This window comes from Rhabdothermincola sp. (assembly GCF_036846205.1).
Classification (GTDB): Bacteria; Actinomycetota; Acidimicrobiia; order Acidimicrobiales; family Acidimicrobilacustridaceae; genus Rhabdothermincola.
In genome coordinates, this window is sequence record NZ_DAIUCK010000001.1 from 68,459 (window position 1) to 82,977 (window position 14,519).

Annotated in this window: 14 protein-coding genes and 1 tRNA gene; 7 read left to right on the forward strand and 8 right to left on the reverse strand. The window is 70.8% G+C overall.

Features of this window, described 5'->3' with window-relative positions:
- Nucleotides 1-26: 26 nt before the first annotated feature.
- On the forward strand, nt 27-671 hold the full coding sequence (locus tag V7004_RS00305; RefSeq protein ID WP_334141044.1) for a TetR/AcrR family transcriptional regulator: 645 nt from the start codon (nt 27-29) through the stop codon (nt 669-671).
- Between the two features lie 31 nt (nt 672-702).
- Here V7004_RS00305 and V7004_RS00310 read toward each other — a convergent pair whose 3' ends face one another.
- Nucleotides 703-1,842 (reverse strand): aromatic ring-hydroxylating dioxygenase subunit alpha, encoded by a 1,140-nt coding sequence (locus V7004_RS00310; protein WP_334141046.1) that lies wholly within the window; start codon nt 1,840-1,842, stop codon nt 703-705.
- A gap of 201 nt (nt 1,843-2,043) precedes the next feature.
- Here V7004_RS00310 and V7004_RS00315 point away from each other — a divergent pair, with 201 nt between their 5' ends.
- A complete protein-coding gene (locus V7004_RS00315; protein WP_334141048.1) occupies nt 2,044-3,429 on the forward strand; it encodes an anaerobic sulfatase maturase in 1,386 nt (461 codons plus the stop codon).
- A 93-nt stretch (nt 3,430-3,522) separates the two neighbouring features.
- The gene (locus V7004_RS00320) at nt 3,523-3,846 is read left to right on the forward strand and encodes a hypothetical protein (RefSeq protein WP_334141050.1); all 324 of its coding nucleotides are present in this window, start codon (nt 3,523-3,525) and stop codon (nt 3,844-3,846) included.
- Nucleotides 3,847-3,890: 44 nt separating this feature from the next.
- On the opposite strand, the gene V7004_RS00325 is transcribed toward V7004_RS00320, so the two are convergent.
- Nucleotides 3,891-4,742 carry a universal stress protein gene (locus V7004_RS00325; RefSeq protein ID WP_334141051.1) on the reverse strand — a complete coding sequence of 284 codons (852 nt, stop codon included), beginning with the start codon at nt 4,740-4,742 and terminating at the stop codon, nt 3,891-3,893.
- 189 nt (nt 4,743-4,931) lie between these two features.
- On the opposite strand from V7004_RS00325, the gene V7004_RS00330 reads away from it, so the two are divergent.
- The 3 genes from V7004_RS00330 to V7004_RS00340 all read left to right on the forward strand — a co-directional run bounded on the left by V7004_RS00330 (nt 4,932) and on the right by V7004_RS00340 (nt 10,849).
- A complete protein-coding gene (locus V7004_RS00330; protein WP_334141053.1) occupies nt 4,932-7,664 on the forward strand; it encodes a cation-transporting P-type ATPase in 2,733 nt (910 codons plus the stop codon).
- Nucleotides 7,665-7,756: 92 nt separating this feature from the next.
- Nucleotides 7,757-9,364 carry an MFS transporter gene (locus tag V7004_RS00335; protein ID WP_334141054.1) on the forward strand — a complete coding sequence of 536 codons (1,608 nt, stop codon included), beginning with the start codon at nt 7,757-7,759 and terminating at the stop codon, nt 9,362-9,364.
- 6 nt (nt 9,365-9,370) lie between these two features.
- Nucleotides 9,371-10,849 carry a potassium/proton antiporter gene (locus V7004_RS00340; RefSeq protein ID WP_334141055.1) on the forward strand — a complete coding sequence of 493 codons (1,479 nt, stop codon included), beginning with the start codon at nt 9,371-9,373 and terminating at the stop codon, nt 10,847-10,849.
- 6 nt (nt 10,850-10,855) lie between these two features.
- On the opposite strand, the gene V7004_RS00345 is transcribed toward V7004_RS00340, so the two are convergent.
- From V7004_RS00345 to V7004_RS00355, 3 genes are all read right to left on the reverse strand, one after another.
- Nucleotides 10,856-11,218 (reverse strand): thioredoxin family protein, encoded by a 363-nt coding sequence (locus V7004_RS00345; RefSeq protein WP_334141056.1) that lies wholly within the window; start codon nt 11,216-11,218, stop codon nt 10,856-10,858.
- Between the two features lie 66 nt (nt 11,219-11,284).
- Nucleotides 11,285-12,247, reverse strand: a complete 963-nt coding sequence (locus V7004_RS00350) for an oxygenase MpaB family protein (RefSeq protein ID WP_334141057.1) — start codon at nt 12,245-12,247, stop codon at nt 11,285-11,287.
- Nucleotides 12,244-12,855, reverse strand: coding sequence for a TetR/AcrR family transcriptional regulator (locus V7004_RS00355; RefSeq protein WP_334141058.1), 612 nt, complete (start codon nt 12,853-12,855; stop codon nt 12,244-12,246). Before V7004_RS00355 ends, V7004_RS00350 begins: the two co-directional genes overlap by 4 nt.
- Nucleotides 12,856-13,019: 164 nt before the next feature.
- On the opposite strand from V7004_RS00355, the gene V7004_RS00360 reads away from it, so the two are divergent.
- Nucleotides 13,020-13,457, forward strand: coding sequence for a thioredoxin family protein (locus V7004_RS00360; RefSeq protein ID WP_334141059.1), 438 nt, complete (start codon nt 13,020-13,022; stop codon nt 13,455-13,457).
- A gap of 146 nt (nt 13,458-13,603) precedes the next feature.
- Here the strand turns inward: V7004_RS00360 and V7004_RS00365 are convergent, their stop codons facing one another.
- From V7004_RS00365 to V7004_RS00375, 3 genes are all read right to left on the reverse strand, one after another.
- Nucleotides 13,604-14,038: a type II toxin-antitoxin system VapC family toxin gene (locus tag V7004_RS00365; RefSeq protein WP_334141060.1), complete on the reverse strand. Its 435-nt coding sequence runs from the start codon at nt 14,036-14,038 to the stop codon at nt 13,604-13,606.
- Nucleotides 14,035-14,316: a type II toxin-antitoxin system Phd/YefM family antitoxin gene (locus V7004_RS00370; RefSeq protein WP_334141061.1), complete on the reverse strand. Its 282-nt coding sequence runs from the start codon at nt 14,314-14,316 to the stop codon at nt 14,035-14,037. The genes V7004_RS00365 and V7004_RS00370 overlap by 4 nt, the downstream gene beginning before the upstream one ends.
- A gap of 98 nt (nt 14,317-14,414) precedes the next feature.
- Nucleotides 14,415-14,488 (reverse strand) — tRNA-Val (locus V7004_RS00375).
- Nucleotides 14,489-14,519: the final 31 nt, after the last annotated feature.

Sequence of the window (14,519 nt, forward strand, 5' to 3'; positions counted from 1 at the left end):
TCCGGGTCGCGGCTAGGCATGGGGCGGTGAGCGAGGCGGTCCCGGATTGGAAGGCGCGCCCCGGAGGCCCCGAGTACGAGGCGGTGCGGGCCCGGCTGGTCGACGCGGCGGAGTCGATCGTCCGCGACCGCGGGGTGAGGGCGCTGCGCCTCGACTCCGTCGCCGAGGTCGCGGGGCTTCACCGCTCCTCCGTCTACCGCTACTTCGGATCGAAAGAAGAGCTGCTGACCGCGGTCGTGGCCCGCTCCTCCCTGCGGGTCCGCAGGAAGGTGGTGCGCAAGCTCGGCCGGGACGCACCGCTGGAGCGGTTCCTGGGCGAGGGTCTGGCGATGGCCATCGCCGAGGTGGCCACCGACCCCGTGCACCGGTCGCTGCTGTCACCGTCGGCCAGCGAAGCGCTGGCCCGCGCCGGGGGGAAGGCGCTGACCTCCGGCCTCCGCCCGCTGGTGGATCCCGTGTTCGAGCGCGCCGCCGAGCAGGGCATCCTCCGGGAGGGGGTCACACCCGAGGACGCCACCTGGTGGCTGCAGATCGTGGCTGCGGGGCTGGCCCGCTCACCGGAGATCGTTCCCGAGCGTGCGGAGCTGGTGCGCCTCCTCGAGCTGATGCTGGTGCCAGCGCTGCTCGCGACCGATCGAAGGTCGCGCAAGGACACCGGCGCCTCGTCCTAGCGCTGGTGGGCTCGGTCGGCCTCGCTCCCCGTCACGCGCTTTCCTCTGAGGGCCCGTCGGGGTGACCAGGGCGATCCCCTGATCCGTTGCCCTCGTAGAACTGCGCATACCACCGCCGGAACTCGGCGATCGGACCGTCTCCCTTCACCAGGACCGGGCGCTCGCGGTAGGAGAGGTCACGCCAGATGGGCACGTCGGCCTGCAGGCCATAAGGACCGGTGACCTGCACGATCAGGTCCTCCGCGGCTGCTTCGAGCTCGCGGGGGAAGTAGAAGTGCCACAGCAGGCGGCAGTTCCCCCGGTCGATGGGGGTGGTCGCGGCCACGATGGTCATCAGCGACGGGAACCGCAGGATCGCCACCCCGGGCCCGTAGGAGTGCCGGATGAACGACACGCCGTCACCGAGCGACTCCTCGACCCAGGAGCATGGCCCGTCGAAGTGGAAGGCGGAGATGTCGCGCGGGATCACGTCCTTGCCGTGGACGTAGCGGAAGTGCGCGTAGTCGACGTTGTTCTCCGCCATCTCCTGGAGCGCGGCGACCAGCTCGAAGCGCCAGGGGTACGCCTCGCTCCACGACGGGTCGGAGGCCTCCGGGACGGCCGGGATCTCGAAGTTCGGCGGCGCGTCAGCGGCGTGGTACCAGAAGTAGACGAGGCCGTCGGCCTCGTGCACCGGGTAGCTGCGCACCCGAGCTCGGGACGGGATGCGGGAGTCGGAGTAGGGGATGCGCACGCAGCGGCCGTCAGCCCCGAACTCCCACCCGTGGTAGGGGCATTTGACCCGCTCCCCCACCACCCTGCCGCCGCCGAGGTGGGCGCCCATGTGCGGGCAGTGAGCGTCAAGCACGCTCGCTCGCCCGAGCTCGTCGCGCGCCACCACGAGCTCCCGATCCACCAGCCGGATCGACACCAGATCGCCCTCGGCGAGCTCGTCGCTGGCGACGATGGCGTACCAGCCGTTGGGGACGGGCAGCACGTGGGACCGGGGAGGCAGTGACGACTCGATGCGCCGGCGCGGGCGCGGACCGCCGCCCGCCAGCGCCTCCCGGACCCGTCCGAGATCCGGAAGCGCGATGCCGTTGATCCGCCCGTAGAGCTGATCTCCGACGCTGCCGGCAGCGACCGCCTCCGCGGCGGGCGAAGCGGCCGGCGGGTCGGACTGCTCGCTCATCGACTCCTCATCGCAGAAGACCTCCGGGTGGCCGGCGTGGGGGTCATCGCCGGTGGGACGCCGCTCCCGCGAGGTTCTAGCACCGCGGCGCCGAGGTCACAAGACGCTCTCAGAATCTGTCTCGTCACGTTCGGCTGGAGCGCACCTGCCGTTCGGTCCAGCAGGTACCTTGCACGCAGCGCCTGCATCCGAGCCACCACGATGGCCAGCAAGGAGGTCGCCATCCGCCGCCAGACCCGCGCCAGCGTGCCCGTGCGGGGCGACGGCCACCCGCACCGGGAGGCCTCCCCGCCCCACGCGGTCGAGGCCGTGGAGGAGACCATCGGCGACGACCGGACCACGACCGCGCCAGCAGCGTTCCACGTGCTGGCGAAGCCGACCGGCGCGATCTGCAACCTCGACTGCCGGTACTGCTACTTCCTGACCAAAGAAGCGCTCTACCCCGGCGATCGCTTCCGCATGAGCGACGAGGTGCTCGACACCTACATCCGCCAGCTCCTCGAAGCCCACCAGGCACCCGAGGTCACGATCGCCTGGCAGGGTGGTGAGCCGACGCTGATGGGGGTGGAGTTCATCCGCCGCTCCCTCGAGGCGGTCGAGCGACACCGGCGCCCGGGCCAACGCATCACCCACACCATCCAGACCAACGGCACCCTGCTCACCGACGAGTGGTGCGAGCTGCTCGCCGACCACCAGTTCCTGGTCGGCATCAGCATCGACGGCCCGAGGGAGCTGCACGACGCCTACCGGCTCGACAAGCGCGGCGCTCCGACGTTCGACAAGGTGGCGCGAGGCCTGGACCTGTTGCTCGCCCACGGGGTCGAGGTCAACGTGCTGTGCACCGTGCACGCCGCCAACCAGGACCACCCGATCGAGGTCTACCGATGCTTCCGCGACGAGCTGGGGCTCCGGCACATCCAGTTCATCCCCATCGTCGAGCGTGACAACGCGACAGGCTTCCAGGAAGGGAACACGGTCACCCACCGGTCGGTCGATCCCCACTCCTGGGGACGGTTCCTGATCACGGTGTTCGACGAGTGGGTCACCGGCGACGTCGGCGAGGTCTTCGTCAGCCACTTCGACGCCGCCCTCGCCTCCTGGCTGGGCATCCCCCCTGCCCTGTGCATCTTCCGGGAGACCTGTGGCGACGCGCTGGCCCTCGAGCACAACGGGGACGTGTACTCCTGTGACCACTTCGTCGAACCCGACCACCTGCTCGGCAACATCACCACCACCCACCTGGTCGAGCTCGCGGGCTCACCCCGGCAACGCCGGTTCGGTGAGGCCAAGCGCGCCAGCCTGCCCGCGTACTGCCGGCGTTGCGAGGTGCGCTTCGCCTGCCACGGCGAGTGCCCGAAGAACCGCTTCGTCCTGACCCCCGACGGCGAGCCCGGTCTCAACTACCTCTGCCCGGGCTACAAGGCCTTCTTCGAGCACATCGACGGCCTGATGCGGCTCATGGCCGGCCTGCTGCGCGCCGGGCGACCAGCGAGCGACGTGCGAGCGGTGCTGGCCGCGGCGGGGCGGAACGATCCCTGCCCGTGCGGCAGCGGGCGCAAGGCGAAGCGCTGTCATCCCGCCCGCTGACGGCCGCCGCGAGCCCGGCCGGCGCTCCGGCGTCGATGCGGAGCTGGAGACGGCCTAGGCTGCGGTCGACGTGATCACCCCAGTCTCCCTGCGATGACGATGGACGCTCCCGAGACCGTGACCGAGGCTGTCGAGCTGTTGCGCTCCCTCGGATACACCGACGACTTCGAGCTCTCGGCGACCGGCCTGACCACCGCGGTGGAGGTCGATCCCCACACGCTGGAGAGCGCGACGGTCGACTACACGTTCCGCTTCGAGGGCCCGAGCGATCCCGGCGACGAGGCGATCGTGCTCGGGGTCAGCTGCCCCGACTGGGGCCGGCGAGGAGTCGTGGTCTCCGCTTACGGCCCCGACGTGGACCCGGAGCACGCCGAGCTGCTGCTGGCGCTGACCCGGCGATCGGGCGACGCCGGCTGAGCAGCGGCTGTGCAACCCGGTCCCGGTTCACCCGAGACTGATCGTCACGGCGGCGGTCGGGGGACGAGGACCGTCGGGTGGTCGCATCGCTCTGCGAGGTAGCTGGCAGTGCTACCCATCAACAGCGAGGCGATCGGCCCTGCACCCCGTGACCCGACCACGACCAGTCGGGCATCGAGCTCGTCCGCGGTCTCGGGGATGAGCGCCCGCGGGTCGAGCGTTCTGACCACCGTGCGCACCTCGACACCGGCCTCGCGCGGGGGGCGTGACTGCTCCTCGGCGATCGCCTGGCCGGCGCGGTCCATCGCGTCGCCGAACGAGTACGGGGAGCCTGGCAGCTCGTAGGACACCGCGTGCACCACCACCATCGGGCTGGAGAGCGCCAGCGCCACCTCGGTGGCCCATTCGACGGCGGCGGCCGCGCTCGCCGATCCGTCCACCCCGACCACCACCGGCCCCTCGTGCGCCCCGAGGGGTGAGGGGATCACGGCCACGGGGCACGTGGCGCCTTCCACGACCCGCCGGCTCACCGAGCCGAGCAGCCGGCCCGCGACGGCTCCGAGCCCGCGCCGCCCGACCACGATCAGGTCGGCTCGCCAGCGCTCGGCTGCCCGCAGCACGGCGAGGTCCGCGACGCCCGGCTCGACGATCGCCTCGACGCCCTCGGCGCCCTCCGCCAGCTCGTCACGGAGGAAGCGGGTGAGCTCCGAGGTGACCTCGGCGGTGACCTCGTCCTGCCCCCGCAGGGACGGCCCACCGGGCAACGCCGCCGAGGACGGGTACTCCCACGCCCGCACCGCGCCCATCGACGCACCCATCTGATCGGCGAAGCGACGGGCCCATCGCAACGCGGCCGCCGACCCCTCCGAGCCATCGACCGCGACCAGGATCATCATGGGCAGGACCCCTACTGGAGTGACGAACGATCACACCCTCGGTGGGAGCCGGCATCCCGTCGATCCCATCGGGTGACGGGCTCCGATGCTCCCGCTGCGCGAGCGCTCGCCTATCGTTGCATGCGGCGCGCCGGGAAGCCTGGTCGGCGAACGTTCAGTCGCGGATCTCGTCGAAGGGAGCGCTCCATCGTGGCCACCCCATCTGCCGACACCACCCGGTCGGCTCCGGCTCCCGGGAGCAACGCACATCACGCGCTGGCCGCCCACGAGGTGCTGCTGCTGCTCGAGACCGACCGCCGCGACGGTCTGAGCGAATCCGAGGCCGCTCACCGCCTCGAGCGCTACGGACCCAACCAGCTCCCTGCGGTCGACACCGCGGGACCGCTCGCCCGGTTCCTCCGGCAGCTCAACCACCCGTTGATCTACGTGCTCCTCGCCGCGGGCACGGTCACGCTCCTGCTGCGCGAGCTGGTCGACTCCGCCGTGATCTTCGGCGTCGTGTTGGTCAACGCCGTCGTGGGCTTCATCCAGGAGTCCAAAGCCGAGGCGGCGCTCGACGCGCTCCGGTCGATGGTCCGCACCCATGCCCGGGTGCGCCGTGACGGCCAGGTTCGCACGATCCCGTCCGAGGAGCTGGTGCCCGGTGACATCGCGCTGATCGAGGCCGGCGACAAGGTGCCCGCCGACCTGCGACTGATCGAGGTCGCCGAGCTGCAGGTCGACGAGTCGGCGCTGACCGGCGAGTCGCTGCCGGTGGTGAAGGACGAGGTGGTCCTGGCCGACTCCACCCCGGTCGCGGACCGGCGCAACATGCTGTATTCGGGCACCCTGGTCACCAACGGCACGGGCACGGGCGTGGTGGTGGCCACGGGCGCCGAGACCGAGCTCGGCGAGATCCACCGGCTGGTCGGTACCGCGGAGACCCTGGCCACCCCCCTGACCCGCAAGCTCACCGCCTTCAGCAAGCTGCTCACGGTGGTGATCCTCGGCTTGGCGGCGGTCACCTTCGCGGTGGGGCTCCTGCGGGGCGAGCGGGCCACCGAGATGTTCACCGCCGCGGTGGCGCTCGCGGTGGGGGCGATCCCCGAAGGGCTCCCCGCCGCGGTCACCATCACACTGGCCATCGGGGTGAACCGCATGGCCCGGCGCCGGGCGGTCATCCGGCGCATGCCCGCGGTGGAGACGCTCGGGAGCACCACCGTCGTGTGCTCCGACAAGACCGGCACCCTCACCGAGAACCAGATGACGGTACGGGCACTGTGGACTCCCCACCATCACTACGAGGTCACCGGGGCCGGCTACCAGCCCGACGGCACCGTCCTCGACCCGGGTGGGGCGCCGGCCGCCCTCGACACCGACCACGCGCTCCGCTGGACGCTCGTGGCCGGCGCCCTGTGCAACGACGCCCGGCTCGACCACACCGACGGCACCTGGGCGGTCGTCGGCGACCCGACCGAGGGGGCGATGCTCGTCGCCGCCACCAAGGCCGGGATCGACCCGAAGAGCCTGCGGAACGAGCTCCCCCGGGTGGCGTCGATCCCGTTCAACTCCGAGCGCAAGTACATGGCCACGCTGCACACCGGCAGCGACGGCGCGGTGGCGCTGGTGAAGGGGGCCGTCGAACGGATCGTCGATCTGTGCGCCGACCAGATGGGGCCCGACGGTCGAGCCGAGCCACTCGACCGCGAGCGGATCCTCGCCGCCGCCGAGGAGCTCGCCCACCGCGGCCTGCGGGTCCTGGGAACGGCGCACGGTCACCTCGCGAGCGAGGGCGACTTCGGAGTCGAGGCGATCCGGGGCAGCCTCACGTTCACCGGCCTGCACGCCATGCTCGACCCGCCCCGACCGGGAGCGATCGACGCCGTGCGGTCGTGTCACACCGCCGGCATCGACGTGAAGATGATCACCGGCGATCACGCCGCCACCGCCACCGCGGTGGCCGAGCAGCTCGGCATCCTCACCGGTGACGAGCCCGGTCGGGTACTCACGGGCACCGAGCTCGCCTCGCTCACCCCCGAGGAGTATCCCGCCGCCGTCGAGCGGGCGTCCGTGTTCGCCCGGGTGTCACCGGAGCAGAAGCTGCGTCTGGTGGAGGGTCTCCAGGCTCGCCATCACATCGTGGCCATGACCGGGGACGGGGTCAACGACGCACCTGCCCTGCAGCAGGCCGACATCGGTGTGGCCATGGGCCTCGGGGGGACCGAGGTGGCCAAGGAAGCGGCCGACATGGTCCTCACCGATGACAACTTCGCCACCATCGAAGCGGCGGTCGAAGAGGGTCGCGGGGTGTTCGACAACCTCACGAAGTTCATCGTGTGGACGCTGCCCACGAACATGGGTGAGGGTCTGGTGATCCTCATCGCCATCGTGCTCGGCAGTGCCCTGCCGATCCTGCCGGTGCAGATCCTGTGGATCAACATGACCACCGCCATCGCGCTCGGGTTGATGCTGGCGTTCGAGCCCAAGGAAGCCGGCATCATGCAGCGACCACCCCGGGACCCGCAGCGGCCGCTGCTCACCGGGGCGCTGGTGATCCGCATCCTGGTGGTCTCGGCCATGCTCATCGGCGGAGCCTGGTGGGTCTTCGAGTTCGAGCAGACCACGGGGGCCACCGCCGGGGAGGCCCGTACCGCGGCGCTCAACCTCTTCGTGGTCGTCGAGGCCTTCTACCTGTTCAGTTGCCGGTCGCTCACCCACTCGGTGTGGCAGGTGGGGGTGTTCTCCAACCGCTGGATCCTGGCGGGGGTTTCCGTCCAGGCCCTGGGCCAGATCGCCATCACCTACCTGCCGATCATGAACACCGTGTTCCAGACGTCGCCCATCAGCGCGGGGGTCTGGCTGCGGATCTTCGCCGTCGCCGCAGCCACCACGGTCATCGTCGCCATCGACAAGCGCCTCCGGCGGCAGCTCGCTTGGCCCTGAGGGCGAACATCCCATCCCCGTACTCGGGCGAGGATGAGGGAGAATGCGCTCTCGTCCCGGGCCCGGCCACCTCCGAGCGGAGCACTGCCTTGATGAACGACACCACTCCCGAGGCAGCCCCCGGGACTGCTCCCCCTCGAGCCGGCGCGGTGCTGGCCACCCTCATCCTCGTGGCGGCCATCGCCAACCTCCCCATGGCGACGGCGAACGTGGCATTGCCCAGCATCGGTCGGTATTTCGACGCCTCCCAGAGCGGGCTGAACCTCGTCGCCGTCGGCTACTCCCTCGGCCTGGCCACCTCGGTGCTGTGGCTGGGCGCGCTCGGTGACCGCTACGGGCGGAAATCGATGCTGCTCGCCGGGGTGGCGATCTCCGTCCCCACCTCACTGCTGGCGGCGTGGGCCCCGAACCTCGCAACGCTGGTGGTCGCCAGGGTCACAGGCGGTATCGCCGCGGGCATGGCCTACCCGACCACCCTGGCGTTGATCACCGCCCTGTGGGCCGCGGGGCCGGCCCGCACCAGAGCGATCGCGCTGTGGTCCGCCACCGGTGGGGCCATCTCCTCCCTCGGGCCGCTGATCGCGGGGCTGCTGTTGAGCCGCTACTGGTGGGGGTCGGTGTTCCTGGTCACCGTGCCGCTGGTCGCGCTCGGCGTACCACTGGCCGCCAGGCTCATCCCGGCGCACGTCAACGAGACCACCGACCCGGTGGACAACCTGGGGGGCATCCTGTCCGCCATCCTGGTGGGGGCGACGGTCCTGGCGATCAACTTCGTGCCCATCGCCGGCGCGGGTGCCACCATCGCGGGGCTGGTGGTGGTCGCGCTCGCCGCACTGGTGGGCTTCGTGATCCGCCAGCGCCGCACCCCGAACCCACTGTACGACCTGCGCATCGCGGCCCGGCGGGTCTTCTGGGTGGCGGCCTGCGCGGGCATCATCGTCTTCGGCTCATTGATGGGAGCGTTGCTCATCGGCCAGCAGTTCCTGCAGAACGTGCTCGGCTACTCGACCCTCGACGCCGGCCTGTCCATCCTGCCCGCCACGGTGGTCATGGTCCTCATCGCCCCCCGCTCGGCCAAGCTCGTGGACTCCCGCGGTTCGAGGTTCACCCTGCTCGTCGGCTTCGGGTTCGTGCTCGCCGGCTTCCTCACCATGCTGGCCTCATGGAAACAGGACGCGTCGGTCTGGACGGTCGTGGTCTGCTACGCGTTCGTAGGGGCGGGCGTGGGCTTCGCCGGCACCCCGGCCTCGCGGTCGCTGACCGGCTCGGTACCGGTCACCCGCGCCGGGATGGCATCGGGCACCGCTGATCTGCAGCGGGATCTCGGCGGGGCGATCATGCAGTCGATCTTCGGCGCGCTGCTCACGGCCGGCTATGTGTCGACCGCCAACAAGCTGATCGCCGGCAGCCCTGAGGCGTCGCAGGTCAACGACCGCGTCCAGGCCCAGTTGACCAAGTCGTTCGCCAGCGCGGCCGACACCGCCCAGCAGTACCCGCAGTACTCGAGCCAGATCATCGAAGGCGCCCGGCAGGCCTTCGTCGACGGCCAACGCTGGGCCTACCTCGCCGGAAGCGTGGCCGTGCTCGCCGGTGGCGCGCTGGTGTACTTCCTGTTCCCCAAGCGCGACACCGAGCAGCAGCTCCTTGCTCGCTACCACGCCGAGGACGCCGCGGTCGCGCCGACCCCCGCCCGAGGGTGAGCCGGGATGAGGAGCGAGAGCCTCGATCCGGCGACGATCGCCGCCATCACCGCGGCGTTGATGTTCCTGGGGGTGCTCGCCAGCAAGGTCTCGTCGCGGTTGCGGGTGCCGGCGCTGTTGGTCTTCCTGGCGATCGGGATGCTGGCCGGCTCCGAGGGCATCGGGGGGATCGCCTTCGACGACCACCAGCTCGCCCAGACCGTCGGGGTGATCGCGCTGTCGTTCATCCTGTTCGCCGGTGGGCTGGACACCACTTGGGCCGAGGTCCGCCCGGTGGTCGGTCTCGGTGCGCTCCTGGCGACCGTCGGCGTGCTGGTCACGTCGATCGTGGTGGGGCTGCTGGCTGCGGTGATCCTCGACGTGCCGGCGGTGGTCGGGCTGCTGGTGGGGGCGATCATCTCCTCCACCGACGCGGCGGCGGTGTTCTCGGTCCTGCGGTCCCACAGTGTGGGGTTGCGGGGAACGCTACGACCGCTGCTCGAGCTCGAGTCCGGCAGCAACGACCCGATGGCGGTCTTCCTGACCGTCGCGTTCCTGGAGCTGGCGACGAACCCGGACGCCTCGGCGCTGGGGATCGTGCCGGTGTTCGTGCTGCAGATGCTGGTGGGCGGCGCAGTGGGCTGGGTGCTCGCCCGAGTGGCGGTGCCGGTGATGAACCGGCTGCGTCTCGAGTACGACGGCCTCTACTCGGTAGTGCTGATCGCGCTGGTGCTCGGCACCTTCGGCCTCGCCAGCCTGCTCGGGGGGAGCGGGTTCCTGGCGGTGTACGTGGCCGGCATCGTGCTCGGGAACTCGGTGTTCGTCCACAAGCGGAGCCTGATGCGGTTCATGGACGGTCTGGCCTGGCTCATGCAGATCTCCATGTTCCTCGTGCTCGGACTGCTCGTGTTCCCATCGGACCTGCTCCCGATCGCGGTCGAGGGCCTGCTCGTCGCCGCGGTGTTGATGTTCCTGGCCCGGCCAATCGCGGTGCTCGCGCTGTTGCTCCCCGCTCGCTACGGGATCCGCCAGAGCGTGCTCGTCTCCTGGGTCGGGCTCCGGGGTGCGGTGCCCATCATCCTAGCCACCTTCCCGCTGGTGAAGGACCTGCCCGAGGCGGAGGTGATCTTCGACGTCGTGTTCTTCGTGGTGCTGACCTCGGTGCTGATCCAGGGGACCACGATCCCCAGGGTGGCGTCGTGGCTCGGGGTCGACGTGCCCGCCGCCGAACGCCCCGCCGCACCCCTGGAGCTGGTGGGCCCGCCGGGGGACGCCACCGACCTCTACGACCTCGTCGTCGCCGCCGACGCGGCGGCCGCGGGCAAACAGCTCGTCGACGCCGGTCTCCCGTCGGGGGCGCTGATCGTGCTGATCGGCAGAGGTGACGACTTCGCCCTCCCGCAGGGCTCCTCGATCCTCCAGCCGGGCGATCGGGTCCTGCTGCTCGCCCAGCAGGAGGTGCTCCCCGAGGCTCGCCGCCTGCTCGAAGGCCCGCCGTCGAGCTGAGATGGCTCAGGAGGACTGGTCGCCTTCCTCGGTGGCGGCGGCCTCGGTGGCGGCGGCCTCGGCCGCTGTGGCCAGGGCGCTCCGAAGCTGGGCCAGGGTGGGACTGCCCGCTCGGCCATCCGGGGTCTCGTAGGTGCGACAGGCGAGACCCACGGGGGCATCCGACGAGGCGAAGGGATCCAGACCGTTCACCCGTACCGACGGCGAACCGAGGAACCCGTAGTCATCGGCATCCTCCGGTGAACGGATGATCCGATGGGTCAGCTCGAAGCCGAACTCACGCTGCAACGCCGCGAGCCGCGCGTCGAGCTCCCGCCAGTGTGGGCAGCCCTCGAAGTAGGACAGCTCCACGAGCAGTGGTCGGATCATCGTGCAGCTCCCTTCCGTTGCTGGCCTCCTCGACCTCGGCTGATTGACGTGAGCTCATCCTCGGGCTCACGCGACCACTCGGTTCGCTCGACGGTCAGCCCCGCGTCGCTGCCGCCGGTTCGGGCCCGCCAGCACGACCCGGGTCCGGTCCCGGGGGTCGAGGTGCGGCGTTCCCTCGGGCCACAGCAGCTCGAGCGCTCCCCGGTCCACGGCGGGCGTCGCCGCCTTCAGCGCGGCGCACACCCCCACGAACGCGAGTCGGTCGACGTGGGTCCAACGGAACCCGAACCGGCGGCGCACGACATCGGGCATCGCCCCGTAGACCATGGTGCGCAGCAGATCTGAGCCCAGTCGGGTGGCGAGCCCACTGAGCGGCGCCAGCAGGCTCGGCAGGCGGATGGGCTCGGCCTGCGAGGCCGGGTTCTCGGTCGGGTCGAGCACCCACTGCACCGCGGGTGTCAGCTCGAGCTCGTGGCGGCAGATGGTCTCGAAGCGCTCACGGAAGGCCGCATAGGTGGGTGGCACCGGACGGTCGCTCACCCCGTACCGGTGGTACCAGGTCACGGTCTCGGCGTAGAGCTGCTCTCGCGCCGCGGGCGACAGCGGGATCGGGAAGTACAGCTCGCGGGCCCGGAACATCTCCCAGGTGAACGTGGCGTGGGCCCACCAGAACACCTCCGGGTCGAGCGCGTGGTAGCGGCGACCGTGGTGATCGACGCCTTTCACGCCGTGGTGGAAATCCCGGATCTGCCGTCCCCGGGCGGCACCCTCGGCATCGCTGGTGGCGAAGATCGCGCCCCAGATGAAGGGGATGGACCGGAAGATCCGGTCGTACGGGTCGTCGAAGAAGTTCGAGTGGTCACTGACCCCGGCACCGAGACCTGGCAGCATCAGCTGCAGGATCCCGGCCGCCATACCGGGAAGCAGGCTGCGAGGGTCGCCGGCGGTCTCCCACAGCAGCGATCCGGGGCCGAGTGGTGCACCTGCCACCCGCTCCCGGCCACTCGCCTGCCCCTCGTTCGCCGTCATCGCCCCTCCAACACGGTGCGCACGAAGGACCGGACCTGCGACCGGGCCGGCGGTGACGCCTCGGTGGCGGCCAGGACCGCGAACCCGAACATCGACGCCGCGATGGAAGCGGCCTGCTCGTCGCCGACCCCGAAGGACCGGATCACCCCGAGCACCCCGTCCGCCTCCACCCGCCGGCCCCGACGGCGCAGCGCCAGGCGCACCTCGACGACTGCGAGGAACTCGCCGGCGCCGTCGGTCACGAGCTCGTACAGGAAGTCCGTGCAGGCCTCGACCACCGATCGTCGACCGGACCGCGCGGCTGCAGCCATTCGCCGGAGGCGCTCGTCGAAGTCGGCCACGTACCGGCCCGCCGCCGCCACCATCAAGTCTTCGACCGTCGGGAAGTGGTACGAGACCCGGGCGAGGGGCACCCCGGCTCGTTCGGCCACCGCTCGGTGGGTGAGCGCACCGACTCCCCGGTCGACGAGGACCGCGGTGGCGGCGTCGAGCAGCGCCCGCCTGCTGGCACCCCCGCGCAGGCGGCGGCCGTCGGTCACCACCGACTCGGCGGCCAACGTCTGCTCATTGGAGACGACTCGCAGGCCCGGTGGGGTCGTCGCCGACATACCTATACGAACGTACAGGTTGTTTCTCTGTGCTCGCCACCCCGTCGGGGAGCGCTCGCCCCGGCCCGGTCGGGCATCCCGCTGGTCGGCTTCTGTTCTGGGCAACCAACCCCGGCTGTGGGAATACCCCGGCGGGTATAAGCGTTTCCGGGAGCGTGCCGTCTATGACTGCTGCCACCGTGATCGCCTGCCCGGCGTGCGGGACCCGGAACCGGCTCCCCCGTGCCGCGACGGGTCATCCTCGCTGCGCCCGCTGCCAGACTGACCTGCCCTGGCTCGTCGAGGCTGGCGACCACGACATCGACGAGGTGGTGTTCTCCAGCCGCACGCCGGTGCTGCTCGACTGCTGGGCGCCCTGGTGCGGGCCCTGCCGCTCGATCGCGCCGCTGCTCGAGCGGCTTGCTGCGTCGTATGCCGGGCGCCTCAAGGTGGTGAAGCTCAACGTCGACGAAGCCCCCGGTGCCGCCGCCCGACTGGGCGTGCGTGGCATCCCGGCGTTGTTCCTCGTGCGCGACGGCGAGGTGATCGAGCAGCTCGTGGGGGCGCGCCCGTTGCCCGAGCTCGAGGCTGCCGTCGACCGCCTCCTCGCCGCAGGCCACTGACCGCCCAGCAGCGCTGGGGCGGCACGGCTCGGCCTCGCCCGTGGCAGGCTTCCGTCTCTCGGACCCCGGTTCGACAGACGCCACTCCGGCGCGCCGATCCACGATCCGCATGGCAATCCTCGAACTCGTCGTCACACCTTCCTCAGTCAGGCCGCGAACCACCCGTCGAGCGGGTTGACGACATGCAGACCCCGGCTCCCGGCCACGTCGCAGAGGTTCGCGTCGGCACTCGTGACGAGGTCGGCCCCGATCATCAGGGCCGACGCGAGGTGCACGGCGTCATAGCCGCGCAACGCCTCCTGCTCGGCCAGTTCAGCCGCATCGGCGATCAACTGCTCGGTGACGTCGACGATCGACAACTCCTCCACCAGCACGGCGAGCCCACCCCTGGCCTCGCGGTGCTGGGCAGGCGTGAGCCGTGCGCCGCGCGCCGCAGCGGCCAGCGCAGCGCGCGCTTCGACGACGATCAACGCCGAGCCGGCCACGACGTCGGAAGAGTCCCAGATCCGCTCGACCCGCTCCGAGCCGTCCTCGTCGATCAGCAGCTTCAGCAGCGAGGAGGTGTCGACGTAGGTGATCACCGCCGCTGGTCGGCGACCAGGTCGCTGACCGGACCCTTGGGCGCGATCCGCCGCGCCGGGCGAGTACGGGTCGTTCGGGTCGGAGGTCGAACGACGCCGGCGGCCACCAGCTCGGCCAGGCGGTCCGTCGAGTGATCGAGTGCCGACAGCCGTGCCACCGGGCGGCCACGATCGGTGACGATGATCTCCTCGCCCTCCCGGACCCGGTCCAGGTACCGGCTGAGGTTGTTCTTCAGGTCACGTACACCGACCTCGACCCGATATATAGCTACATTCATACTTCCAATGTAGCTACTTGTGGACCCGGCGTCCTCGGCCGAGCCACTTGCGTCCGAGGAAAGCCGGCGGCGCGGACCTCCAAGCGGGCCACAGCGAGTGGGCGCTGAGGGACTCGAACCCCCGACCCCCTCCTTGTAAGGGAGGTGCTCTCGCCAGCTGAGCTAAGCGCCCGGGCCCGCCACACTACTGCCCGCTCCCCCGA